The sequence below is a fragment of the Halorhabdus tiamatea SARL4B genome (assembly GCF_000470655.1).
GTDB classification, from domain to species: domain Archaea; phylum Halobacteriota; class Halobacteria; order Halobacteriales; family Haloarculaceae; genus Halorhabdus; species Halorhabdus tiamatea.
Genome location: NC_021921.1, coordinates 2,373,055 through 2,396,192, shown reverse-complemented (window position 1 = coordinate 2,396,192; position 23,138 = coordinate 2,373,055). Strand labels below are relative to the sequence as shown.

Annotated in this window: 24 protein-coding genes and 1 pseudogene; 12 read left to right on the top strand and 13 right to left on the bottom strand. The window is 64.5% G+C overall.

Going from position 1 to position 23,138, the window contains the following annotated elements:
• Nucleotides 1-13: 13 nt before the first annotated feature.
• From msrB to HTIA_RS11805, 3 genes are all read right to left on the bottom strand, one after another.
• Nucleotides 14-427 (bottom strand): peptide-methionine (R)-S-oxide reductase MsrB, encoded by a 414-nt coding sequence (msrB, locus tag HTIA_RS11815; RefSeq protein ID WP_008526647.1) that lies wholly within the window; start codon nucleotides 425-427, stop codon nucleotides 14-16.
• Between the two features lie 270 nt (nucleotides 428-697).
• The gene (locus HTIA_RS11810) at nucleotides 698-2,437 is read right to left on the bottom strand and encodes an excinuclease ABC subunit C (protein WP_008526650.1); all 1,740 of its coding nucleotides are present in this window, start codon (nucleotides 2,435-2,437) and stop codon (nucleotides 698-700) included.
• A 73-nt stretch (nucleotides 2,438-2,510) separates the two neighbouring features.
• The gene (locus tag HTIA_RS11805) at nucleotides 2,511-3,143 is read right to left on the bottom strand and encodes a hypothetical protein (protein WP_008526652.1); all 633 of its coding nucleotides are present in this window, start codon (nucleotides 3,141-3,143) and stop codon (nucleotides 2,511-2,513) included.
• A gap of 258 nt (nucleotides 3,144-3,401) precedes the next feature.
• Between HTIA_RS11805 and HTIA_RS11800 the strand changes: the two genes are divergently transcribed.
• The 8 genes from HTIA_RS11800 (at nucleotide 3,402) to HTIA_RS11765 (ending at nucleotide 9,266) form a co-directional block, all read left to right on the top strand.
• A complete protein-coding gene (locus tag HTIA_RS11800; protein ID WP_008526653.1) occupies nucleotides 3,402-4,610 on the top strand; it encodes an RNA-guided endonuclease InsQ/TnpB family protein in 1,209 nt (402 codons plus the stop codon).
• Between the two features lie 157 nt (nucleotides 4,611-4,767).
• Complete coding sequence (locus tag HTIA_RS11795; RefSeq protein ID WP_008526654.1) at nucleotides 4,768-5,031, top strand: hypothetical protein; 264 nt, start codon at nucleotides 4,768-4,770, stop codon at nucleotides 5,029-5,031.
• Between the two features lie 103 nt (nucleotides 5,032-5,134).
• Nucleotides 5,135-5,407, top strand: a complete 273-nt coding sequence (locus HTIA_RS11790; protein ID WP_008526655.1) for a hypothetical protein — start codon at nucleotides 5,135-5,137, stop codon at nucleotides 5,405-5,407.
• Nucleotides 5,404-5,631 (top strand): DUF7123 family protein, encoded by a 228-nt coding sequence (locus HTIA_RS11785; protein ID WP_008526656.1) that lies wholly within the window; start codon nucleotides 5,404-5,406, stop codon nucleotides 5,629-5,631. The genes HTIA_RS11790 and HTIA_RS11785 overlap by 4 nt, the downstream gene beginning before the upstream one ends.
• Nucleotides 5,632-5,732: 101 nt before the next feature.
• A complete protein-coding gene (locus HTIA_RS11780; protein ID WP_008526657.1) occupies nucleotides 5,733-6,644 on the top strand; it encodes an ABC transporter ATP-binding protein in 912 nt (303 codons plus the stop codon).
• Nucleotides 6,641-7,471: an ABC transporter permease gene (locus HTIA_RS11775; protein ID WP_008526658.1), complete on the top strand. Its 831-nt coding sequence runs from the start codon at nucleotides 6,641-6,643 to the stop codon at nucleotides 7,469-7,471. The genes HTIA_RS11780 and HTIA_RS11775 overlap by 4 nt, the downstream gene beginning before the upstream one ends.
• Before the next feature lie 51 nt (nucleotides 7,472-7,522).
• Nucleotides 7,523-8,428, top strand: a complete 906-nt coding sequence (locus HTIA_RS11770) for an ABC transporter ATP-binding protein (protein ID WP_008526659.1) — start codon at nucleotides 7,523-7,525, stop codon at nucleotides 8,426-8,428.
• A gap of 1 nt (nucleotide 8,429) precedes the next feature.
• Complete coding sequence (locus HTIA_RS11765; protein WP_008526660.1) at nucleotides 8,430-9,266, top strand: ABC transporter permease subunit; 837 nt, start codon at nucleotides 8,430-8,432, stop codon at nucleotides 9,264-9,266.
• 35 nt (nucleotides 9,267-9,301) lie between these two features.
• Here the strand turns inward: HTIA_RS11765 and HTIA_RS11760 are convergent, their stop codons facing one another.
• The 5 genes from HTIA_RS11760 to HTIA_RS11740 form a co-directional block, all read right to left on the bottom strand.
• Complete coding sequence (locus HTIA_RS11760; protein WP_008526661.1) at nucleotides 9,302-10,054, bottom strand: pirin family protein; 753 nt, start codon at nucleotides 10,052-10,054, stop codon at nucleotides 9,302-9,304.
• A gap of 103 nt (nucleotides 10,055-10,157) precedes the next feature.
• Nucleotides 10,158-12,239, bottom strand: a complete 2,082-nt coding sequence (gene ligA / locus HTIA_RS11755; RefSeq protein ID WP_008526662.1) for an NAD-dependent DNA ligase LigA — start codon at nucleotides 12,237-12,239, stop codon at nucleotides 10,158-10,160.
• Nucleotides 12,240-12,298: 59 nt separating this feature from the next.
• Entirely contained in the window at nucleotides 12,299-12,673 is a 375-nt protein-coding gene (locus HTIA_RS11750) for a type II toxin-antitoxin system VapC family toxin (protein ID WP_008526663.1), read from the bottom strand.
• Nucleotides 12,670-12,903 (bottom strand): antitoxin VapB family protein, encoded by a 234-nt coding sequence (locus HTIA_RS11745; RefSeq protein WP_008526664.1) that lies wholly within the window; start codon nucleotides 12,901-12,903, stop codon nucleotides 12,670-12,672. Before HTIA_RS11745 ends, HTIA_RS11750 begins: the two co-directional genes overlap by 4 nt.
• Nucleotides 12,904-12,974: 71 nt before the next feature.
• Nucleotides 12,975-14,087: a pyridoxal-phosphate-dependent aminotransferase family protein gene (locus HTIA_RS11740; RefSeq protein WP_008526665.1), complete on the bottom strand. Its 1,113-nt coding sequence runs from the start codon at nucleotides 14,085-14,087 to the stop codon at nucleotides 12,975-12,977.
• Nucleotides 14,088-14,253: 166 nt separating this feature from the next.
• Here HTIA_RS11740 and HTIA_RS11735 point away from each other — a divergent pair, with 166 nt between their 5' ends.
• Nucleotides 14,254-15,228, top strand: coding sequence for an aldo/keto reductase (locus HTIA_RS11735; RefSeq protein WP_008526666.1), 975 nt, complete (start codon nucleotides 14,254-14,256; stop codon nucleotides 15,226-15,228).
• A 33-nt stretch (nucleotides 15,229-15,261) separates the two neighbouring features.
• On the opposite strand, the gene HTIA_RS11730 is transcribed toward HTIA_RS11735, so the two are convergent.
• The gene (locus HTIA_RS11730; RefSeq protein WP_008526667.1) at nucleotides 15,262-15,477 is read right to left on the bottom strand and encodes a hypothetical protein; all 216 of its coding nucleotides are present in this window, start codon (nucleotides 15,475-15,477) and stop codon (nucleotides 15,262-15,264) included.
• Between the two features lie 129 nt (nucleotides 15,478-15,606).
• Here HTIA_RS11730 and HTIA_RS11725 point away from each other — a divergent pair, with 129 nt between their 5' ends.
• The 3 genes from HTIA_RS11725 (at nucleotide 15,607) to HTIA_RS11715 (ending at nucleotide 20,469) form a co-directional block, all read left to right on the top strand.
• Nucleotides 15,607-16,905 carry an O-acetylhomoserine aminocarboxypropyltransferase/cysteine synthase family protein gene (locus HTIA_RS11725; protein WP_008526668.1) on the top strand — a complete coding sequence of 433 codons (1,299 nt, stop codon included), beginning with the start codon at nucleotides 15,607-15,609 and terminating at the stop codon, nucleotides 16,903-16,905.
• Nucleotides 16,902-18,125 carry a homoserine O-acetyltransferase MetX gene (gene metX, locus HTIA_RS11720; RefSeq protein WP_008526669.1) on the top strand — a complete coding sequence of 408 codons (1,224 nt, stop codon included), beginning with the start codon at nucleotides 16,902-16,904 and terminating at the stop codon, nucleotides 18,123-18,125. Before HTIA_RS11725 ends, metX begins: the two co-directional genes overlap by 4 nt.
• A gap of 115 nt (nucleotides 18,126-18,240) precedes the next feature.
• Nucleotides 18,241-20,469, top strand: coding sequence for a CDC48 family AAA ATPase (locus tag HTIA_RS11715; protein ID WP_008526670.1), 2,229 nt, complete (start codon nucleotides 18,241-18,243; stop codon nucleotides 20,467-20,469).
• A gap of 277 nt (nucleotides 20,470-20,746) precedes the next feature.
• On the opposite strand, the gene HTIA_RS17055 is transcribed toward HTIA_RS11715, so the two are convergent.
• From HTIA_RS17055 to HTIA_RS17215, 4 genes and pseudogenes are all read right to left on the bottom strand, one after another.
• Nucleotides 20,747-20,896, bottom strand: coding sequence for a hypothetical protein (locus HTIA_RS17055; protein WP_008526671.1), 150 nt, complete (start codon nucleotides 20,894-20,896; stop codon nucleotides 20,747-20,749).
• Nucleotides 20,897-20,965: 69 nt separating this feature from the next.
• A complete protein-coding gene (locus HTIA_RS17050; protein ID WP_008526672.1) occupies nucleotides 20,966-21,166 on the bottom strand; it encodes a hypothetical protein in 201 nt (66 codons plus the stop codon).
• A gap of 260 nt (nucleotides 21,167-21,426) precedes the next feature.
• Entirely contained in the window at nucleotides 21,427-22,569 is a 1,143-nt protein-coding gene (locus tag HTIA_RS11705) for a CBS domain-containing protein (protein WP_008526673.1), read from the bottom strand.
• 129 nt (nucleotides 22,570-22,698) lie between these two features.
• Nucleotides 22,699-23,121 (bottom strand): annotated as a pseudogene (locus tag HTIA_RS17215) (hydrogenase maturation protease); the annotation flags it as partial.
• Nucleotides 23,122-23,138: the final 17 nt, after the last annotated feature.

The following is a 23,138-nucleotide window of genomic DNA, read 5'->3' as shown; positions in this document are numbered from 1 at the left end:
CGGCCGGGTAGACTCACTCGCGGTCGGACTCGAAGTCGAGTGCCGCGGAGTTGATACAGTAGCGCTTGCCCGTCGGTTCGGGCCCGTCGTCGAAGACGTGCCCGAGGTGGCCGCCACACTCGGCACACAGCACTTCAGTCCGCTCGCGCCCGTGGCGCGTGTCGAGTTCCGTCTCGACGTTGCCGTCCTCTACGACCTCGGTGAAACTCGGCCAACCGTGGCCGGACTCGAACTGCGAGTCTGTGTCGAACAGCGCCGCGCCACAGCCGGTACACCGGAAGACGCCGTCGTCGTCGACGTCGAGGTACTCGCCGCTGAACTTGGGTTCGGTCCCGCGCTCGCGGAGAATGTGGTACTCCTCCTCGGTCAGAACCTCGCGCCACTCCTCGTCAGATGCCGGCACACTGTCGTTCAGTGAATCACTCATACCAGTAGTTCGTTCTCCGCGGATAAAGACCCACTGGAGACGGGAAACCGTACCGCGATCCCCGACGAATTCGAACGGGAAATCTCTTCGCGTTCGCGGGATCGTCCGCCGGCGTGCGCTTCCGCTGGCTGTTCGTCTGGGGCTGTACATACTGGCCCACAGTCTCGCCAACAACGCCGGGGTTCACATTCCGCTCGGCCGCCCGGCTTCGGCGTGGCTGGGCGTCGGTACGGACGTCGGTTCGGTCGCCAGAGCGGCCGCGAACGGCGACTAGAGCTGCCGTCGAATCGTTTTCGCCGTCGCTTCTCCGACGCCGGGGACGTCCCGTAATTCCGCCACTGAAGCGTCGCGGACGCCCGCAACACTGCCAAACCGGCCCAGGAGCCGCTGACGTAGTTCGGGACCGACCCCCGGCACGTCGTCGAGTGCCGTCGAGACGTCGTCCCGAAGAGTCTCGTGGTACTGAACCGCAAACCGATGGGCCTCGTCGCGGACGCGTTGCAGGAGGCGCAACTGCGGTGCGTCCCCGTCCCAGTCGTAGGTTCGCTCTGGCGTGATCACGCGCTCCTCGGCTTTCGCCAGCCCGACTGCGGGCACGTCCCACCCTGCGGCGTCGAGTGCCTCGCGGGCAGCCGAGAGCTGTCCCTCGCCACCGTCGATGAGCAGGAGGTCCGGAGCGGGCCGGTCGTCACGCCCCGCCACCGCCCGCTCGGCCCGCCAGCCGAGCAGCGACCGCATGGCTGCGTAGTCGTCGTTACCCTCGGGGAGCTTCTTGCGGCGATAGTCCGGTTTCGCCGGGGAGCCGTCGACGAAACAGACGTCGCTTCCGACGACACCCCCACCGCCGGTGTGGCTCACGTCGAAGCCCTCGATGCGATCGGCAGCATCGAGACCGAGCGCGTCAGCGAGCGCGGCCACGCCGTCGTCAGGTCTTGTCTTTCGTCTGGCGTTCTTCAGCGCAAGATCGACGAGCGTCGCCTCTCGTCCCGCACCGGGGACGACCACGTCGACGCCGGCCTCGGCCAGCCAGGACTCGACGTCGTCGTCAGTCAATCGATCCGAGAGTAGCAGTCGGTCGGGGAGCGCTCGCTCGGCGTAGTACTGCGGGACGAACGCGGCGAGTACGTCGCCGGCTCGCGTGCCGTCGGGCGTCTCGACTGTGTGGCGCTCTCGATCGACCAGCGACCCCTCGTCGCTGTGGAGTCGGGCAACTGTCGCCGCCTCGTCCGCCCGGGCGACCGCCAGCACGTCGGTCGTCCGGAGGTCGGTCGACTCGACGGCCCCGCCACCGCCCGCATGGAAAGACTCGACGACATCGAGTCGGTCCCGGAGGTTCGCCGCCCGCTCGAAGGCCGCCGACTCGGCAGCCTGATCCATCTCTGCTCGGATCGGCTCTGCGAGCACGCCCGTCTCACCGCGGAAAAACCGACGGACAGCTTCGACGTCATCGCGGTAGGCGTCCGGGTCAATTTCGCCGGTACACGGGGCCGAACACAGACCGATGTCGTAATCCAGACACGGTCGGTCGCGGTTCGCGTACTTGTGGTCCGAACACCCACGGAGGCCGAACGTCTCCCGGATCGCCTTGATCACCGTCTCGACGTGTCCCATCTCGGTAAAGGGGCCGAAGACGTCCGCGCCCTCGTCGGGATCGCGCGTGACCTCGATCCGTGGCGCGAGATGGTCGGTAAGCTGGACGAGCGGATAGGACTTGTCGTCGCGCAGCCGGACGTTGTAGCGCGGCTGGTGGCGCTTGATGAGGTTGGCCTCCAGAAGGAGCGCCTGGGTCTCGGTATCGGTGACGACCACCTCGACGTCGACGGCACGCTCGACCATCCGCCGGATTCGATCGCCGCGCGGATCAGCGTAGGATCGAACGCGATCGGGTAGATCGACGGCTTTGCCGACGTACAGCACGGTCGCGTCTTCGCCCGTGTCGTCGAGAAACTGATAGACGCCGGGCTCCGGTGGCAGATCGCCAGCGCGAGATCGAACCTCGCCTGAGTCCATCGGTTCGGCGTAGGGTCCGGAGCGAATTGAACGTGGCGTCGTGGCTCGCGGTCGAGAGAAGTGGACCTCACGCTCAGCCGATGCGATCCAGCACGTCGAGCGACCGCCGACTATTGGCCCCCGCGGAAGCCCCGTCCGGCAGAATCGCCTCCCGGAGTCGGGATACCGTCTCCTCGGCGTCGTCCGGCGAGGTCGCGATCGGCAAATCCGCACCGCCGGCGATCGTCAGGACGAGTCGGGTTTCCCGGGAGTACAGATAGACCGCGACGGGGACAAGCGCGACCAGCAGCAACAGCGCGCCGAGCATGCGCATGTAGTCGTCGAGACTCGAGATAATCGAGATCATCCCCTGGACCATCCCGAGGATGCCGCCGATCCCCAGCTGGCCGGTCGAGGTGTCCGTGAGGTCGATGTCGCCCATCAGCGCCCCGAAGTCGACGGCCATCCCGACGCCGAGGAGGACGACACCGAAGAGTCCGGCACGGAAGCCGGTCATGAGAAACCGCGTCTCGCCGTCGCTTCGGACGGCGACCTCCGTGACGTTGGGGCGCTCGACCTGCCGGAAGTTCTCACCGTCCATCTCTGGAGTAAACGCAAGTACGCGATGAGTTGTAACGATCACGTTGGCGTCGCCGGCCGAGACGCGTTCAGTGACCTCCTCACCCTCGTAGAGCAGCTCCTCGACGCGATCGCTCCAGTCGGCCATCACCGGACCTTCGCGGCCAGGTCACAAGAAGTCACCTAATTCGAGGCGGAGGTCCCACCCTCAAGGAGTCGTTCGAGAATCGAAGATTCTCGTGATCCCGAAAATCGGAGATTTTCGGACGACGCCGGGCTTCCGGCCCCGGCGGAAGCACAAGCGAGTAGGGTGGGGAGGAAGCCGACACGGTACTGACCAGCCGCCAGACTGTTGCCTGCTTACTCCCAACCATTAGGTAACTACAAGCACATATATGAAAATATCGTGGAGTACCGTCGAACCGCCGTTATCAAACTCGACACGCCCGAAGGCGCAGATAAACACCTGCGGGAGACTATCGAGCAATTCAAATACTGTTCCAACACCGCGAGTGAGTGGTGCTGGCACGGCGACGACGGCTACCACGTTACATCCAAAGCCAAGGCCGAAGATGCACTGTACGACCGGCTCCGTGAGGACACGGAGTTGACCGCGAATCTCGTCCAGAAAGGGATTCATCAGGCCGTCGAAGCCATCAAGAGCGGCGTCGAACGGCTCAAAAACGGCCAAGATATGTCCCGTCCGACGTTCTCGGCAGACACCGCTATCTACGACAAGCGAAGCGCCACGTTCCACCGTGACCACGTTTCCCTATCGACACCGGACGGGCGCATCGAGTGCGATTATATTCTCCCTGAGAATCCCGAGACACCGCCGACGAAGTACGTCGCCAACGAGGACTTCGAGTTTCGGCGGGCGACACTTCATCGATGTGACGGCGACTGGTATCTTCATGCGTCGATGCTCAAAGAGGACGACGACACCGACACCACTACCGGGCACAGAACAGTCCTCGGTGTGGACCTCGGTGTGAACCAACTCGCGGTTACTTCGACCGGACGGTTCTGGTCGGCAGACGAGTTCAACCACTGGAAGCGGGAGTACGAGAAACGGCGTGGCGACCTTCAGAAGTGTGGGACACGGGCGGCACACGACGCAATAGCAGGCGTCGAGTGCAAAGAGGACGGACGCTTCGAGATATTCCTGCATCGTGTCGCCAACGAAATCGTCACCGAAGCCCTCACTCACGACTGTTCGCATATCGTGTTTGAGGACTTGACAGACATTCGTGAGAACGTTCCAGAAGCGTCGTGGCACCATCTGTGGGCGTTCCGTCGCCTCTACGAGTATGTCGAATACAAAGCCAAAGAACACGGTGTCGAAGCCGTCCAAGTGGACCCACAGAACACGTCGAAGCGATGTTCGACCTGTGGGTTTACCCACGACGACAACCGCAACGGCGAGGACTTCGAGTGTCTGGATTGCGGCTACCAGAACCACGCCGACTACAACGCTTCCAAGAATATTGGCCTACAGTATCTCCGGCGTCGGCAAAACGCAGACGACGGAGGCGCACCCGTAGACGTGCGCTTGAATCGCGGGACGTTGAACGTGAGTGGAGAGTACGACCTTCCCGCCCCATCTGAGGCGTAGAACGGGAGTCCACGCGAAAGCCCTCCCCTCAACGAGCGAGCGGGGCGATTGCCCCCGAGCGAAGTAGGGTAGGGTAGTTTACTGGCTGGCGAGACCCACTTCGGGCGGACGACGGTCGGTCGGAGGATACAACCCGCCACCCGATCAACATTGTGTCATGACCGAGGAGACCGTGCGGTGCTGGCTCGTCGAACGCGACGTCTACGACGAGGACCTGGTGACGCTCGTCTACGCGACCCCCGACGGGTCACGACACGTCACCCAGCAGCGATCGAGCGCACTACTGATGAAAAAGCAGGTGACGGCTGCCATCGACGTCGAACCCGACCGACTCGAACCCGTCGAAGAGGCCGAACAGGACCGATACGCCCGCGAAGCCGAGCGGATGGAAGACCGACACGACCCGGACGACCCGGTGTGACCGACTGGCACGCCCAACAGCGCCGCGGACCGACACCGGACCCGCTCAAACGACAGTTTGAACCACCGTGGGGTTTTGAAACGGGGCGTCCGTACACGCAAGCATGACCTGGATTGGTCCTCCAGTCGAAAGCCGAATTCGAAGCGTCGAATCGACCGTCCGCCGGGCGATCCTGGTGACGGGATTCTGGGGTGCGATCGCGTTGCCGCTGGTCGGGCTCCCGGTGCTCGCGGTCGTCCCCGCGACGGCCGACGTCGTCGCGTTCGGGCTGGTCGCCAACGTCGTCTGTCTCGTGGTCGGCCAACGCCACGAACCGTCGGCCAGGTGGGGTACGGCGTCCCGGGAGAGTCCCCCAGTCGGGGAGGGATCCCGATGACGGCCCAGACCGAGACGAAGCGCCAGCAACTCAGAGCGTACCTCCACCGCCGGACGGCCGAGGGCGAGTGCTATCTGAAGAGCAAGTTCGTCGCCCGCGATCTCGACCTCACGACTCGCGAGATCGGCCAGCTGTTCGCGGATCTCAGAAAAGAAGCCGACGATCTCGACGTCGAGCGGTGGGCCTACTCGAGCGCGACGACCTGGCGCGTCGAGCGGCGTTGACAGCCAGTCTCCCGTCGACATCTGCAATCGCAGGTGACCTTCCGACCCTGAAACCTGACACGTGATTATAAGAGGGAATCCGGCGTATCGCCGGTCGAGACATGCCAGCAATCGAAACGAACGGATTACGAAAGCGGTTTGGCGGCGACGTGCTCGCCCTCGACGGCGTCGACCTCCGTGTGGATGAGGGGGAGATTTTCGGCTTCCTCGGCCCCAACGGAGCGGGCAAGTCCACGACGATCAACATCCTGCTGGACTTCGTCCGGCCGACGAGCGGATCGGCGACGGTACTAGGAATGGACGCCCAGGACCAGTCCCAGGAGATCCGACGCCGGACAGGTGTCCTTCCGGAAGGGTATCAGGTGTACGGCCGACTCACGGGTCGCCAGCACGTCCAGTTCGTGATCGACTCGAAAGACGTCGACAACGACCCCGACGCGCTCTTAGAACGAGTCGGCATCCCGGAGGCCGCAGACCGGAAGGCCGGCGAGTACTCCAAGGGGATGAAACAACGGCTCACGCTGGCGATGGCATTGGTCGGCGAGCCCGAGTTGCTCATCCTTGATGAGCCCTCGACGGGGCTCGACCCTGCCGGCGCGCGCGAGATTCGCGAGATCGTCCGCGAGGAAGCCGAGCGCGGTGCGACGGTGTTCTTCTCCAGCCACATCATGGAGCAAGTCGAGGCCGTCTGTGACCGCGTCGGCATCCTCCGGGCGGGCGAACTCGTCGCCGTGGACTCCATCGACGGCCTCCGAGAGGCCGCCGGCGACGGCGCGACGCTGCGGGTCGAACTCGCGACGGTCACCGACGACGCGATCGCGGTCGTCGAAAGCGTCAGCGGGGTCACCGAGGTAAAGCGACGTGACGGCGGGCTGACTGTCTCGGTCGGCAACGGTTCGAAGACCCGGGTCCTCTCGGCACTGGAAGACGCCGGATACGAGGTGACTGACTTCCGCACGGAGGAGACCTCACTCGAGGAGATATTCATGAGTTACACGGAGGGATCACGATGAGCACGCTCGCCGTCGCGAAGAAGGACTTTCAGGATGCGCTGCGGTCGAAGGCCCTGTGGGGGTTGTCCGTGGTGTTCATCCTGCTGTCGTTACTCATCGCCTATGTGTTCGCCGAGTTCACGGCGATGATGGAGGTCGAAGAACAGACTGCCCAGGGACTGGCGTACTTCCTCGCGAGCCAGATCGGGCTGTTCGTCTCGATCACGGCGATCGTGATCGCGTACAAGGCGATCGCGGGCGAGCGCGAGAGCGGTTCGATCAAGATTCTCCTGTCGTTGCCTCACACGCGCCAGGACGTGCTGCTCGGGAAGGTGCTCGGTCGGAGTGCGACACTGGCCGTTCCGACGCTTATTGGACTGGTCGCGGGCGCGGCCCTCGGGAGCGTGCTGATGGGCGAGTTCGCGATTGTCTCGCTGTCCGCGTTGCTGGTCATGTCACTGTTGTTCGTGGTCACGTACATCAGTATCATGGTGGGGATCTCCGCTCTGGCGGGCTCGACCTCGCGTGCGTCGATGCTGACGATCGGCTTCTTCCTCGTCTTCGAGATTCTCTGGAGCGTCGTCAGCATCGGTATTGTCTGGCTCACGAACGGCCTGTCGCTCCCCACTGAGTTCCCGAACTGGGTCTACCTCGTGAATCAGGTCCCGCCGAGTGCGGCCTTCACGACCGGACTCACCGCACTCATGCCGGGTGACATCGCCGGCGTGGGCACCCCCGACTTCGAGGCGTTCTACGCGACGCCCTGGGTCGGCGTCGCCATGCTCGCGTTTTGGCTCGTCGTTCCGCTGGCGATCGGCTACTGGCGGTTCTCGACGGCGGATCTGTAGGCCCGCTGTCGAAACGACAAGAATTATGGCGGCCCCTTCGGAAGGGCGGGCATGGTCGCCATCGACCTTACTGACGTCACCAAGACGTACGGTGACGTCACTGCCCTCCAGTCAGTCGACCTCACCGTCGAAGACGGCGAGGTGTTCGGCTTTCTCGGCCCCAACGGGGCGGGGAAGTCGACCACGATCGACATCCTGCTCGATCACGCTCGCCCGACGGCCGGTCGCGCGGCGGTGCTCGGCATGGACGCACAGGACGAGACCGTCGCCGTCCGGGAACGGACGGGCGTGTTGCCCGAAACCTTCGGTCCGCTCGGCGAGATGACCGGCCGCCAGCACGTCGAATTCACTGTCGAGGCCAAAGACGCCGCCGACGATCCGGACCGAATCGTCGAGCGGGTCGGCATCGACCACGCGGCCGATCGACCCGCAAGCGGCTACTCGAAGGGGATGACCCAGCGGCTCATGCTCGGGATGGCGCTGGTCGGCGAGCCCGACTTGCTCATCCTCGACGAGCCGACGACCGGCCTCGATCCCAACGGTGCCCGACAGATGCGCGAAATCGTCCGGGCGGAGGCCGAACGCGGCGCGACCGTGTTCTTCTCGAGCCACATCCTCCAGCAGGTCGAGGCCGTCTGTGATCGGGTCGGCATCCTCGATTACGGCAACCTCGTCGCGGTCGACTCCATCGACGGGCTCCGGGAGGCTGCCGGGACGACCGGCGAGATGACCGTGACGCTCGACGGCGTCCCCGATGGGCTGGCCGAGGACGTCGAAACGATCGAGGGCGTCACATCGGTCCGCACAGACGGGGATGCGATCGTCGCCGGCTGTGAGAACCCCGCGAAGGGGAGCGTCGTCCGGACGTGCCAGCAAGCGGGCGCGACCGTCGAGAACATCGAGACCAGCGAGGCGAGCCTGGAGGATCTGTTCGCCGCCTACACGGGGGGTGCCTGAGATGCGCTGGTTGCAGATCGCCCGCAAGGACTTCGCCGACTCCCGTCGCGATCGACAGCTCTACTACCTGCTCGCGCTGCTCGGGCTGTTTGCCCTCGGGATCGGCTACTTCGTGGGCGACAATCCCGAGTTCGTCTCCGGCGGCGACACGGCGATGATCCTGCTTTCGGTGTTTGCCTTTCTCGCCCCGATCGTCGCACTGACGATCAGCCAGGCCGACGTCGTCGGGAAGCGAGCCACCGGCGAACTCTCCGTCTTGTTGAGTCTGCCCTTCTCCCGGCGGACGATCGTCCTCGGGAGTCTGGTCGGACGGATGGCCGTCATGACCGTCGTCCTCGTCCCGGTGTTCGTCCTCGCGCCACTCGTGGTGGCCGTCCGGGGTGCGCCGGTCGATCCGGTCGCACTGGCCGGTGCCTTCGCGATGATCTGGCTCCTGTCGCTGGTGTTCACCGCGATCGCGCTCGGCATCTCGACGTTCACCAGATCGACGACGCTCTCTGCCGGGGGCTCCTTCGGCGTCTTCCTCCTGTTCGTCATGCAACTGTGGACGGTCATCCCCAGCGGAGTCAGGTATCTCCTCAACGGTCTCTCGATGCCGAGCGGGCCACAGCCGGAGTGGGCGGCCGTCTTCGTCCAGCTATCGCCGTTCGCCGCCCTGCGGAACCTCGCCGAACCGGTCCTCGAAGAGATCGTCGGTTCGTTCCCGCTCGCGGCCGGAAGTGTCGGCGATGGACTCCCGTGGTATCAGGAACCCGCCTTCGCCGGCGTCGTCGTGCTCGCGTGGATCGTCCTGCCGCTGGCGATCGGCTACTGGCGATTCCAGACGTCAGATCTGTAGGACGCGACGGTCCGAAGCGTGGATTGCTGGTCTGTTCAGCGGCCGATCGTCCCCTGACGGGTGATCGGTGCGTCGGGGTCGATGGTGAACGCAACGAGTAGCGTGTCAGCTTCGGCAGTGACTGTCGTCTCATTCCCATCGACGAGCAAACCGCTCTCCGTCTTTCCGAAGTGTGTATCCCGGGCCGTGACCGCCCCGTCGAAGACGTAGAAGTACGTGTCCCACCCGGGTTCGGTCGGCAGGTCGATGCGTTCGCCCTCAGTGAGGCGAACGTCGTAGAAGTGAACGTCGTTACGGACGAACAGCGGTGCGTCCGATCCTTCGGGGCCGAAGAGATGTCGCCACTCACCCTCGACTGGCTCGGGAATCGGCTCGTGCTGGATCTCTGGTTCGAGGTCGAGGCTGTGCGGGCGGACGAAGATCTGGAGCATCCGCAGCGGTGGATCGTCGGCGAGGGTTCGCTCCTCGTGCCAGAACCCGCTGCCGGCGTTCATCACCATGAGATGCTCGGGATCGGTGACGAGCTTGTTCCCCTCGCCGTCGTCGTGGCGCATCACGCCCGCGGGCACCCAGGAGATGATTTCCTCGTTACGGTGCTGGTGCATCGAAATGAGGGTGTCCGGGTCCATGAACGACTCGACAACGGTCGCGAGCGGGCCGTATCCGTGGTCGTCGTGGTCGGGAAGGTTCCGCCCGGGGAAATTGAAGCGAGTGCGAAACTTCCCCTGGTTCTGTGAGACGTCCGTGCGTGAGGCCTTGTAGAGGGTGCCCGTCGATTCGAGACTCATTGTAGATAGTATTCGGACCGGACAGGCATATGGGCGCGGGATGCGTCAAAACGCGTCGAGTCGGTAGTGAAACGGTCCGGAAACGGTTCCGGGCACTCCCGGATTAGTCCAGGACGCCACGTTCGGCCAACAAAGACTCGAACTCGTCCTCGTCGACGATTGGAACGTCATTGGTCGCGGCGTCCTCGCGCTTGCGCTGGCCCGGATTCTCGCCCACGACCAGATAATCCGTGTTGCCCGAGACGCTGCTCGTCGCCGACGCCCCGTGGGCCTCGACGAGTTCCTGGGCCTCGCTCCGTGTATAGTTCGAGAGCGTCCCGGTGAAGACGAACGTCAGCCCGTCGAGTTCGTCGCCACCCTCGGCTTCGTAGGGCTGTGGATCGACGTGTTCGAGCAGCCGCTCGATCGCCTCGCGGTTGCGCTCGGTCTCGAAGAAGTCCCGAATCTCCGCAGCTACCTTCGGCCCGACGTCGTCGACCGCCTGAAGCTGCTCGCGGTCGGCGTCCATCACGGCTTCGAACGTGCCGAACTCCCGGGCGAGGGCGGTCGCCGTCGCATCGCCGAGCGAGGGGACGTTCAGCGCCGCGAGGAAGTCGTCGAGCGGGGGTTCCCGACTGGCTTCGAGTTCCTCCTGCAGGTTGGCGACCGACTGCATGCCCCAGCCCTCGAGCGAGGTCAGATCGAGTTGGCCGAGTTCGTAGAGGTCGGCCAGTTCCTCGACCAGCCCCGCATCGAGGAGTTGCTGAACCCGCTCCTCGCCGAGTCCCTCGATGTCGAGGCCGTCGCGACTCGCGTAGTGGACGATCGCCCGTTCGAGTTGAGCCGGGCACGCCAATCCACCGGTACAGAACGCGAGCGGACCGTCGCGCTCGACCGGGCTGTCGCAGACGGGGCAAGACTCGGGGAAGTCGAAGGTTCCGTCGCTCGCCGCCTCGACGACTTCCGCGACTTCCGGGATCACGTCGCCGGCGCGCTGGACGCGTACTTCGTCGCCGACGTCGACGCCGAGGCGTTCGATCTCGGCGGGGTTGTGCAGCGAGGCCCGCGAGACCGTCACGCCGCCGACCTCGACCGGATCCATGAGCGCGACGGGCGTCAGCCGCCCGGTCCGGCCGACCTGGACGACCACGTCCCGGATCGTCGTCCGCTCTGTCCGGGCGGGGAACTTGTAGGCGAAGGCCCACCGCGGTGCGCGGGCTGTCGATCCGAGCGCCTCGCAGGCCGCCCGATCGTTCAGCTTGAGCACGACCCCGTCGATCTCGAAGGGGAGGTCGTCCCGTTCGTCGAGCAAGCGGTCGCGGTAGTCGATAGCCTCCTCGATCGAGTCGACTTCCTCGGCGAGGTCGGTGACGCGCAGTCCCCACTCTGGGAGCCGGTCGTAGACCGCAGCGTTGGTCGCAAAGTCCACGCTCGCATCGAGGACGCCGAAGAAGAAGATTGCGAGTGGCCGTTCGGCGGTGATCGACGGATCGAGTTGGCGGAGCGTCCCGGCGGCCGCATTCCGGGGGTTGGCGAAGGGGTCGTCGCCGCGCTCGATGCGTTCGCGGTTGTACGCCTGGAAGTCCTCGGTCGGGATGTAGACCTCGCCACGGACCGCCAGAAAGTCCGGATAGTCGCCGCGCAAGCGTCCCGGAACGCTCGGAATCGTCCGGACGTTCTCGGTGACGTCCTCCCCCACCTCGCCGTCTCCCCGGGTCGCTGCCCACTGGTAGACGCCGTCCTCGTAGACGACTTCGACCGAGAGGCCGTCGAACTTCGGCTCACAGAAGTACGCGCGTTCGGCCGGATCGAAGCCTGCGTCTGCGAGTCCACGGGCGACCCGGTCGTCGAACTCCCGGACGTCAGTCTCCTCGCCACCCTGGTCGATCGACTGCATGGGCGCGACGTGTTCGACGGATTCGAGTTCGTCGAGCGGTTCGCCGCCGACCCGCCGGGTCGGGCTGTCCTCACGATCGAGATCGAAGTGGTCCTCGAGGGCTTCGAGGCGGGCAAAGAGCGCGTCGTAGGTCCGGTCACCGATCACGGGATCGTTCTCGACGTAATAACGGTGGTCGTGATACCGGATCGCCTCACGTAACTGCTGGGCCTGCTGGCGGGCGGTTTCGGCGTCGATATCTTCGACCGGCTCGAAGTCCGTCGGTGGGTCCTCGACGTAGGAGTTGTCTTCGGAGGCCTCGGCTGTCATTACCGTTCCATCGCGGCCACACCCTCTTTGAAGGTTCGATAAGTCCCGTCGCTTCCAGTTCAATACGGACTCACGCGAACCGGCGTCCGGGCGAACTCCCCGGCGTTGCGCGTCACGACGGATTCGTCCCGGGCCAGCGCGATCCCGGCGATCATGGCGTCGATAGCGCCGATCCGCTCGCCGGCTGCCTGGAGGTCCCGCTGGACGTCGACGGCCCGGCGAGCAGCCTCGCCGTCGTAGGCCACCAGCGGGACGTCGTCCATGATCGCCTCGAATCGCTCGCCCGTCGACGTCTCCGGACCGATCCCGACGGCGACCTCGGTGTAGACGAGCGTCGGAACCACGAGGAGTTCGTCGTCGATCTCCTCGAGTTTGGCGACCGCGGCCGCCTCGCTATCGAGCAAATCGATCAGGAAACACGAATCGAGGATCACTGATCGACCTCGCCCACTCGCTCGTCGACGTTCTCGCGAAACTTGTCCGCCCGCTCACGGACACGCTCGGCTTCCGCATCGTCGAGTAGTCCGACGAGATCGAACAGCGGGTGCCCGTCGTCACCGCCGAGTAACCGATCGATCGCGTCGCTGAAGCTCTCGTCGTCCCCCTTCGCTCGCCGCAGTCGCTCGTAGGTTTCCTCCTTGAGACTGATCGTCTTGCTCGACATCTGTGTATCTGTGTATTCGAAGGCTGTGTATATAGTAATTACTGCCGTCCGCGTGGTCGACCGTCGAGTCCCTACAATTCGGCGACGTCCTCGATCGCGTCGGTCAACTCCTTGATGCTCTCGAGGTCGTGTTCGCCCATGTGACCGATCCGGAACGTGTCCTCGCCGAGTTGGGAGCCGTAGCCGTTCGAGAAGACCATGTCGTACTTCTCGGAGACCTCCTCGATCGTCGCAGCCACGTCGATGCCCTGGGTGTTCTCGATGCAGGAGACCGTCTGGGAGCGATAGCCTTCCTCGGCGAACAGATCGAAGTGCTCGCGTGCCCACTCGTGGACGTACTCGGTCATCTCGCGGTGGCGCTCGTCCCTGGCGTGATGGCCCTCTTCGAGCATGTGTTTCATTTGCTTGCGGTAGGCCAGCATGATCGGGATCGCGGGCGTCGAGTGTGTCTGGCCTTTCCGGTCGTAGTAGTCCAGACAGCGCTGGAAGCCACCGTACCACGATGCCGAGTCCTTCTCGAGTTCGCGCTCGTAGGCCTCGTCGCTGACGACGGCGATCGCGAGCCCGGGCGGCATCGCGAAGGCCTTCTGGGTCGAGGTGAAGATGACGTCGATGTTGTGCTTGTCGATGTCGACGTAATCGCCGCCCAGTGCGCTCACGGCGTCGACGACAAAGTACGTGTCCTCGTATTCAGCGACGACGTCGCCGATCTCCTCGATCGGATTCCGGACGCCAGTCGAGGACTCGTTCATCACGCTCGCGACGACGTCGTACTCGTTGTCGCTCGCCTCGATTGCCTCCCGGACGTCCTCGGGCTTGATCGCCTCGCCCCAGTCGTACTCCAGGCGGTCGACGTCCTTGCCCAGTCGCTCGGCGACGTTGGCGTGGCGTTCGCTGAAACTCCCGCAGGTCGGCACGAGGATCTTCTCGTCGACGAGGTTCAGCGTCGAGGCCTCCCAGAACTCCGTCCCCGAGCCCGTAAGGATGATGACCTCGTTGTCGGTATCGAGGAAGTCCTTCGTGTCCTCGACGATCGTGGTGTAGAGGTCGGTCATCCGATCCATCCGGTGGCCGAACATCGGCTGGGCCATCGCCTCGATGACGTCTTCGCGGACTTCGGTCGGACCGGGGATGTACAGCGTCTTCTCGGGGTAATCGTCGGTATATTCGCGTTTCTCGGTCACGGATTCCACCTTCGTATCCGGACTCTCGCAGTCGGGATGTATGGTAGTTTTGATACGACGCTGCGCCGCCGCCTCAAACGAACCCGCCGCCCGATCGACACGACCCCATTCGACACGACTCCATTTGACGCGAACGTTTTTCGACCGTCCCGACGACAGTTCGGGCATGGACACCAAACCGCTTGGTACGACCGGCGAATCAGTGAGCGAACTCTCGCTGGGTGCGATGTACTTCGGCAGCCGGATCGACCGGGAAACGTCCTTCGCGCTGCTGGATCGGTACTACGAGGCCGGCGGTCGGTTCATCGACACCGCGAACATCTACGCGACGTGGGTCGACGGCTACGACGAACCGGAGAGCGAACCGCTCGTCGGCGAGTGGCTCGAGGAGCGCGGCGTCCGCGAGGAGATGACGATCGCGACGAAACTCGGGTTCAGCTACGGCGACGTCCCCCGGAGTCTCGATCCGGCGCTGATCGACGAGGAGATCGCAAAGAGCCGCGAGCGCCTGGGGATCGAGACGATCGACCTGTTGTATATCCACGTCGACGACCCGGACACCCCGCAGGTCGACGTGATGGAGACGCTCGCCGGGGCCGTCGAGGCGGGCGACGTCCGGCATCTCGGGGCGAGTAACGTGCCCGCCTGGCGGATCGCCCGGGCAAACCGGATCGCCGCCGAACAGGGCTGGCCCCGCTTCGAGGCTGTTCAGACGCGCTTCTCGTACATGATCCCCGATCGGGACGCCGACTTCGCCGGGCAACTCCCCGCCAGCGACGAACTCCTGGACTACTGCGACCAGGAGGACCTGACCGTCCTTCCCTACTCGCCGACAATGCAGGGCTGCTACGACCGCGACGACCGCCCAATCCCCGATGGCTACGTCCGCTCGGAGAACCGCCTCAAGATGGACGTCGTCGAGACCATCGCCGAGCGCAAGGGCGTCGACGGCAACGCCGTCGTACTGGCGTGGATGCTCGACCGCGATCTGCCGACGATTCCCGTCGTCGGCGTGAGTACGATGGAACAACTCGAAGCGAACCTCCAGGCCAGCGAGATCAGCTTCACCGACGAAGAGCGTGAACGCCTGAACGCGATCGAGTCGCTCGGCTTCGAGGAGTGGGATCTACGCGGCGAGTGATATATGGAGCCAGTAACACCGCGAAAGAGACGTTCAGTCTTCGTCACCCGGCCACGGAATCGTCTCCGATGTAACGACAATCCAAGCGAAAACGAACCCAAGCAACCACGGCAAAGCGACAAGTAATGCCCGAACCGCCGCCGTAGCAGGTTTTAAATATAGCTCTTTCAGTGCCATCGCAAGGAGAAACAACAAGATCCAGAACCCGACCGTCGAGACGAGAACTCGCCACCAGTCGTTCGTCTTCATCGACTAGTGTATCCGATCAGTCTGCCAAAATAGATTCCGGTGAATAGAGCAGAACCGCCGAAGCAGCACACGACACAATTTTGCCGTAACTCTTAGTTATACGAAGCCAGAGGTATATGCATACGAAACATGAGCGAGCAGGAGCCTCCACCACGACGCTTCGGGACGCGGTGTCTCCACGCCGGGCAGTCCCCCGATCCCGAGTCCGGTGCCGTCGCACCGCCGATCCACCAGACGACGTCCTACGCCTTCGAGGACGCCGATCACGCGGCGGATCTGTACGCCTTGGAGGCCGAAGGGAACGTCTACAGCCGCTTCGACAACCCGACTGTCCGGACGCTCGAACGACGGCTGGCGTCCCTGGAGGGCGGCGTCGACGCCGTCGCGACGGCCTCGGGGATGGCCGCCCTCGACGCGACGACGACCGTCCTCGCGAGCGCGGGCGAGAACGTCGTCTCGGCCGCCTCCATCTACGGCGGGACCCACTCCTATCTGACGACGACCGCCCGCGAGCGGGGGATCGAAGCGCGCTTCGTCGACACCCTTGACTACGACGCCTACGCCGAAACCATCGACGACGGGACGGCCTACGTCCACCTCGAAACCATCGGCAATCCCTCCCTCGTGACGCCCGACATCGAGCGGATCGCCGCGATCGCCCACGACCACGGCGCGCCACTCGTCGTCGACAACACGTTCGCGACACCGTATCTCTGCAATCCGATCGACCACGGCGCGGACGTGGTCTGGGAGTCGACGACGAAGTGGATCCACGGCTCGGGTACCACCATCGGCGGCGTGGTAGTCGACGGCGGTTCCTTCCCCTGGGCGGAGTACCCCGAGAAGTACCCCGCGCTGGGCGAGAGTGCGGGCGCGCTCGACGGCGAGAGTTTCGTCGATCGCTTCGGCGACCGCGCGTTCGCGGTCGCGACCCGCCAGCGGGCGGTCCGGAACGTCGGCGACGGTCAGAAGCCCTTCGACGCCTGGACGACGCTGCAGGGTGCCGAGACCCTCGCGGTCCGGATGGAACGCCACTGCGAGAACGCCGCTCGCGTCGCCGAATTCCTCGATGCCCACCCTGACGTCGAGTGGGTCTCCTATCCGGGCCTGGAATCCCACGAGACACACGAGCAAGCCAGCGAATGTCTGCAGGGAGGATACGGCGGCATGGTCACGTTCGGCCTGTCCGGCGGTTACGAGGGGGCAAAGCGGCTCTGTGAGGAGACCGACCTCGCGCAGTTCCTGGCGAACGTCGGCGATGCCAAGACGCTGCTCATCCACCCGGCCTCGACGACCCACGCCAAACTCTCACCCGAGGAACAGCGGGCGAGCGGCGTCGCCCCGGACATGATCCGGCTGTCGGTCGGCATCGAAGACGTCAGAGACATCATTGGGGACCTCGAAGACGGGATAGAGACAGCCACATGACGGTCACCGCCGAACGCGATACAGTCTCGGTGGGCGAGTTCGACTTCGAGTGTGGGGAGTCGATTCCCGAACTCGAGATCGCCTACGAGACCTACGGCGAGTTCGAGGGCGACAATGCGGTACTGATCTGTCACGCCCTGACCGGTTCCGCCCACGTCGCCGCCCATCCCGATGCCGACGACGCCACCAGCGGCCAGGCCCGCGCGTGGTGGGACGACATCGTCGGTCCCGGGAAGGCCATCGACACCACCGAGTACTACGTCGTCTGTGCGAACGTCCCCGGCTCCTGCTATGGCACGACCGGGCCCGCGAGCACGAACCCCGAGACCGGCGAGCCCTACGGCACGGACTTCCCACCCGTGACAGTGCGCGACTGGACGGAGGCCCAGCGCGCCCTGCTCGACGAACTCGGGGTCCCGCACCTCCATGCCGTCGTCGGCGGGAGCGTCGGCGGGATGAACGTCCTCGAGTGGGCCAAGCGTCACCCGGATCACGTCGATCGCATCGCGACGATCGCTACCGCCCCCCGACTCGACACCCAGTCGCTCGCGCTCCACGGCATCAAGCGCCGGGCGATCACCGCCGATCCCGCCTGGGACGGCGGCGATTACTACGGCGAGGACCACCCCGATCCCACCGACGGTCTGGCCCTGGCCCGCCAGATCGGCCACGTGATGTACCTCTCGAAAGCCTCGATGGACCGGAAGTTCGGTCGCCGATCGGCTGGGCGAGAAGCCGAGCGCACCTTCCCTGAAGAACCAGCGGCGGCCTTCTTTCCCTACCGGGACGTCGAATCCTACCTCGACTACCAGGCCGAGAAGTTCGTCGATCGCTTCGACGCCAACGCCTTCCTGACGATGACGCGTGCGACCGAGAACTACGATCTCGCCGCGGGCTTCGAGTCCGACGCCGACGCACTCTCGGCGTTCGATGGGTCTGCCCTGGTGATGTCTTTCACCGCGGACTGGCACTTCACGGTGAGCCAGGCTGAATCGCTGGCCGAGTCACTCAGGGAGGCCGGAACCGCGACCGCCCACCACGTCGTCGAATCCGACCACGGCCACGACGCGTTCCTCGTCGAACCCGAGAACGTCGGTCCGCCACTTGCCGATTTCCTCGAAGCGGGCGTCACAGGATCGGCCGTCACGGACACGAGCGACGATGACGACGAACCGACCGAAAGCGACTTTGCACCCGTGCATACCGGCCTGTTCTCCTGACGACCGGGCAGACACCCGATCCACTCTCAGGGAGAGAACTATCGAGCGACGACACCCCGATTAGCAAAAGGCATATCTCCCAGGATGCCTGACAGTGACATACTGTACCCCCATCATGAACGAAGTCCAACTTGAGGTCGCGAAGGCCTACCCGAACGACTCGGGCCGAGGCATCGCGCGCCTCGATCCCGATACGCTGCTGCACCTGAAGCTCTCCCCCGGCGACATCATCGAGATCGAAGGGGCCGAGACCACCGCCGCGAAGGTCTGGCGTGCGGACCGCCAGGACTGGAACACCGACACGGTCCGGATCGACGGCTTCACCCGCCAGAACGCCGACGTCGGCATCGGCGAACGCGTCGAGATCCGCAAGGCCGAGGCAGAGAAGGCCGACTCGCTCGTGCTCGCCCCGCCCGAGGAAGCGAGCGTCCAGTTCGGCTCCGACGCCGCCGGCATGGTCAAACGCCAGATTCTCAAACGCCCGGTGGTCGAGCGCGACATCGTTCCCGTGATGTCGAGCACGAACCATCCGTTCATGCGCTCGCCGGGCCAGGCCATCCCGCTGATCGCCGTCGAGACCGAACCGGACGGGGTCGTCCTCATCACCGAGGACACCGACGTCGAGTTGCGCGAGGAACCCATCTCCGGGTACGACAAGACCGGCGGCGGGATCACCTACGAGGACATCGGCGGCCTGGAGAACGAGATCCAGCGCGTCCGCGAGATGGTCGAACTGCCGATGAAACACCCCCAGATCTTCAAGAAACTAGGGATCGAACCGCCGAGCGGCGTCCTCCTCCACGGCCCGCCCGGGACTGGGAAGACGCTGCTTGCCAAAGCCGTCGCCAACGAAACCTCTGCGAGTTTCTTCTCGATCGCCGGCCCGGAGATCATCTCGAAGTACTACGGGGAAAGTGAACAGCAACTTCGGGAGATCTTCGAGGACGCCACCGAGGAGTCCCCGTCGATCATCTTCATCGACGAACTCGACTCGATCGCGCCCAAACGCGAGGACGTCACCGGCGAGGTCGAGCGCCGCGTCGTCGCCCAGTTGCTGACGATGATGGACGGCCTCGAATCCCGGGGGCAGGTCGTGGTCATCGCCGCGACCAACCGCGTCGATTCGGTCGATCCCGCGCTCCGACGGCCGGGCCGCTTCGACCGCGAGATCGAGATCGGCGTGCCCGACGAGACCGGCCGCGAGGAGATCCTCAAGATCCACACCCGCGGGATGCCCCTCTCAGACGACGTCGACCTCCCCGGATTGGCCGAGGACACTCACGGCTTCGTCGGTGCGGACATCGAGAGCCTCACCAAGGAGGCGGCGATGAAGGCCCTCCGGCGGTACCTCCCCGAGATCGATCTGGACGAGGAGGACATCCCGCCGAGTCTGATCGACCGGATGATCATCAAGCGCGACGACTTCAAGGGTGCACTCAACGAGGTCTCACCGTCGGCGATGCGGGAGGTCCTCGTCGAGTTACCCAAGATTAGCTGGGACGACGTCGGCGGGCTCGAATCGGCGAAAAACGACGTCCAGGAGTCCATCGAGTGGCCGATGACCACCCCGGAGAAGTTCGAGCGGATGGGCGTCGCACCCCCGTCGGGCGTCCTGCTCTATGGGCCACCGGGGACCGGCAAGACGCTGATGGCCAAAGCCGTCGCCAACGAGACCGACGCCAACTTCATCTCGGTGCGCGGGCCACAACTGCTCAGCAAGTGGGTCGGCGAAAGCGAGAAAGCCATCCGCCAGACCTTCCGGAAGGCTCGACAGGTCGCCCCGACGGTCGTGTTCTTCGACGAACTCGACTCGCTTGCCCCCGGTCGCGGCGGCCAGGGATCGGGTTCGAACGTCTCCGAGCGCGTCGTCAACCAACTGTTGACCGAGATGGACGGTCTCGAAGACATGGAGGACGTGATGGTCATCGGCGCGACCAACCGCCCGGACATGATCGACCCCGCCCTCATCCGGTCGGGTCGGTTCGACCGCCTCGTCTACATCGGCGAGCCAGACGTCGACGGTCGCGAGGAGATCCTCCAGATCCACACACGTGACTCCCCGCTCTCGCCCGACGTCTCGCTGCGCGAACTCGCCGAGATCACTGAGGGCTACGTCGGCAGCGACTTAGAGAGCATCGCTCGCGAGTCGGCCATCCAGGCGTTGCGGGAGAACGACGACGCCGAGGAGATCGGGATGGCGCACTTCCGGTCGGCACTGGAAGGCGTCCGGCCGACCGTCACCGACGACATCCGTGAGTACTTCGAGCAGATGGAAGACCAGTTCAAGGGCGGCGGCCCCGACTCGCGCCAGCCTCGCGGCTCCGACCGGATCGGCTTCCAGTAGGAGACGACCTTTTTCGAGTTCGGGTGGACTCACTTCGTTCGTCCACCGCTCACTCCAAAAAGCTCGGCCAAAAAAGCCGCCGTCGCGGGACTGCGTCCCGCTCCGGCGGTGAACCGGCGCGCTACGCGCGCCGGAAAACGTTCCTCAGGACCGCAACCAACGCCGGTTTTGCTGAACAACGATTCCACTCGAATCAAACCGGGGAATCAGCAAAGGACGAGCGAAGAAGTTCTCCCGAAATGAGGACTGCACAAGAACCGCATTCCCGTTCCCGCCCTCAATCGTCGTCCGCTACGTCTGAAACACGAGGTGACTGTAACGTGTTCGAATCAACGTCGACGCGGTCGAGCACGGCAAGCGTTCCGGCCGAATACGCGGTAAAGGACGCACCGAGAACCAGGAGGCCGAGTGCGAACCGAAGGTCCACCGAAACGGGAAGTGCCGGTCCCACACCGATGAAGGCAGCCAGTGAGACGACGGCGACGCCGAGCCCCGTTCATCGCTTGTCGGTCCAGGACTCGCCCGTCCTGAAGGCTGGGTACGCACGCCGGATGTGGAGTGTGAGTCCGATGGCCACCGCCCAGGTGACGGCCGCCACGACCGCGAGGATGACCTGCCCGAGGAGCCAGTGGAGCCCGACCCCGATCACTGCACCGACGGTGAGTGCAGCCAGAAGCTCTCGGTTTGGAGGGGTCATGTGTTCATAGCGGACCAGGTCGCTGAAAAATATTGGGCGTGCTGCGGTGTCTACCCGGCGGAAACGGATATAAAACGCACTGTCCGTTACAGATTCGAAGCCGCTGCTCGCTAGAGTTCGCCGAGTTTCCGCAGGAGTTGCCCGCGGTACTCCTCCATCTTTTTCCGCTGCGGGTGAGCGCACGGCGCTCACCACTTGCGCAAAAACATGGGTGAAAAAGCTCGACCTCACTCCGTTCGGTCGAGTCCAAGATGAGAGCCTTACAACTCGCCGAGTTTCCGCAGGAGTTGCCCGCGGTACTCCTCGTCGCTCCGGACGCCCTTGCGTTCGAGGACGTTGCGCTGGAGTTTATCGAGCGCGACGTTGAAGGCGGTCTTCGAGCCGTAGCCCTCGCCGGTGCCCGCGACCTGGCCCTTGTTGGTTCGAAGGCGGATCTGGCAGTTGATCAGGGGCGTCCCGCGGAGTTTCTCCTTGTGTTCCTGAAAGCGGACGTGGGCGTGTTGAACCTGCATCGCCTGGTACTTGTCGGCGACGTCTTCGATCCCGACGCGGACGTCCTGGCGGGAGAGGGTATCGAGGAGCTTGATGTTCGTGATCTGGACGTCCATGTGTTCCTCCTCGGTGAACGACAGCGCCCGGAGGACGTCCGTCTTGGTGATGATTCCGGCGACCAGCGAGTCGTCGTGTTCGGGCGTGACGACGAGGCCGGCGTAGTCGTTCTCGAGCATCCGGCGGACGGCGTCCTCGACTGACTCGTCGATGGTCGTCGTCGCGACGGGACTGCTCATCACGTCGTAGACGGGCAGATCGAGAACGCGATCGACGTCGCCGGCGCGCTCGCCGGTCGTCGCCTTGTCCATGTCCCGGACGACGACGTCGACGATGTCGTGGCGGGTCACCATCCCCGTCAGCTTCCCGTCGTCACTCAGGACGGGAAGCCGAGAGATGCCGTGCTCGCGGAGCTTGTTGATCACCTGGCCGACTTCAGTGTCCTCAGTGGCCGTGACGACGTCGCCGGTAAAGATCTGCTCGACGGTGAGGGCGTCGAGGCTGTCGAGAACGGCTTCCAGGATGTCGTCGTCGGTGATGACGCCCCAGAGCTTGTTGGCCTCGAAGACAGGTGCGACCTTGGTCCCACTCTCGACGAGGACGCGTGCCGTCTCGCGAACGTCGCCCGTCCGCTTGACCTTCGGCGCGTGTTGCATCAGCGCACTGGCTTTGGCCCGGTCCTCGACGTGAGATTGGACCAGTTCCTTTTGGGTGATCACACCGGCGTACTCACCCGCCTCGGTCACGATAATTCCTTTCGGGTTCTCTCGTTCGAAGATCGACCGGACTTTGCCCAGGCGCTCGTCCGCATCGACTTCGATGTAGTCGCGGGTGGCTATATCAGCAATATCCATCGTACCACTTGTATTTCGTCGCCGGGGATTATCAATCTTGGTTTGAATACACATGACATGGCACGATGATTGGGACTCAATCGAGAGGCGTCCCTCGGCCGACAGCGACCGGACGGTCGCCGTCAACGTCTCGCTCGCCTCGGGCAGTGCCTGTGCGACCGCCGGGCTCAGCGTGTCACCGTACCCGGTTTCGGCCGGCTGGACGCCGACGACGCGGATCGGTGTCGGCGTCTCCGCCAGCCCCTCGCCGACTGCGAGGAGTTCGAACGCGTCCGTGGCGTGAGTTCCCCGCCGATCGCCGGTCTCCATCCCGTCCGCCGGGTCGAAGACCACAATCTCGCCAGGGTCACCCCCGAAGTCCACGGCGTCGACGATCACGACGGCCGCGTAGTCCGCGACGACGTGCACCAGATCGAACCCCGCGTCGCCGAGGTCGAGACAGTCCACCGACGGCAACTCCCGACCGCGGAGTCGATCGACGAGCGCGGGACCAACACCGTCGTCACGGCGGTAGGGGTTCCCGAGCGCGACGATAGCTCGTTCAGCAACCATGATCGCGCTAGCCGCTC

Coding starts and splice junctions, on each gene's coding strand:
- HTIA_RS11790 (WP_008526655.1), top strand. CDS start 5,135: ATGACCTGGATTGGTCCTCCAGTCGAAAGCCGAATTCGAAGCGTCGAA.
- HTIA_RS11730 (WP_008526667.1), bottom strand. CDS start 15,477: ATGAAGACGAACGACTGGTGGCGAGTTCTCGTCTCGACGGTCGGGTTC.
- HTIA_RS11775 (WP_008526658.1), top strand. CDS start 6,641: ATGAGCACGCTCGCCGTCGCGAAGAAGGACTTTCAGGATGCGCTGCGG.
- HTIA_RS11715 (WP_008526670.1), top strand. CDS start 18,241: ATGAACGAAGTCCAACTTGAGGTCGCGAAGGCCTACCCGAACGACTCG.
- HTIA_RS11745 (WP_008526664.1), bottom strand. CDS start 12,903: ATGTCGAGCAAGACGATCAGTCTCAAGGAGGAAACCTACGAGCGACTG.
- HTIA_RS11770 (WP_008526659.1), top strand. CDS start 7,523: ATGGTCGCCATCGACCTTACTGACGTCACCAAGACGTACGGTGACGTC.
- HTIA_RS11725 (WP_008526668.1), top strand. CDS start 15,607: ATGAGCGAGCAGGAGCCTCCACCACGACGCTTCGGGACGCGGTGTCTC.
- HTIA_RS11705 (WP_008526673.1), bottom strand. CDS start 22,569: ATGGATATTGCTGATATAGCCACCCGCGACTACATCGAAGTCGATGCG.
- HTIA_RS11735 (WP_008526666.1), top strand. CDS start 14,254: ATGGACACCAAACCGCTTGGTACGACCGGCGAATCAGTGAGCGAACTC.
- HTIA_RS11765 (WP_008526660.1), top strand. CDS start 8,430: ATGCGCTGGTTGCAGATCGCCCGCAAGGACTTCGCCGACTCCCGTCGC.
- HTIA_RS11805 (WP_008526652.1), bottom strand. CDS start 3,143: ATGGCCGACTGGAGCGATCGCGTCGAGGAGCTGCTCTACGAGGGTGAG.
- HTIA_RS11780 (WP_008526657.1), top strand. CDS start 5,733: ATGCCAGCAATCGAAACGAACGGATTACGAAAGCGGTTTGGCGGCGAC.
- ligA (WP_008526662.1), bottom strand. CDS start 12,239: ATGACAGCCGAGGCCTCCGAAGACAACTCCTACGTCGAGGACCCACCG.
- HTIA_RS11810 (WP_008526650.1), bottom strand. CDS start 2,437: ATGGACTCAGGCGAGGTTCGATCTCGCGCTGGCGATCTGCCACCGGAG.
- HTIA_RS11760 (WP_008526661.1), bottom strand. CDS start 10,054: ATGAGTCTCGAATCGACGGGCACCCTCTACAAGGCCTCACGCACGGAC.
- HTIA_RS11785 (WP_008526656.1), top strand. CDS start 5,404: ATGACGGCCCAGACCGAGACGAAGCGCCAGCAACTCAGAGCGTACCTC.
- HTIA_RS11795 (WP_008526654.1), top strand. CDS start 4,768: ATGACCGAGGAGACCGTGCGGTGCTGGCTCGTCGAACGCGACGTCTAC.
- HTIA_RS17050 (WP_008526672.1), bottom strand. CDS start 21,166: ATGACCCCTCCAAACCGAGAGCTTCTGGCTGCACTCACCGTCGGTGCA.
- metX (WP_008526669.1), top strand. CDS start 16,902: ATGACGGTCACCGCCGAACGCGATACAGTCTCGGTGGGCGAGTTCGAC.
- msrB (WP_008526647.1), bottom strand. CDS start 427: ATGAGTGATTCACTGAACGACAGTGTGCCGGCATCTGACGAGGAGTGG.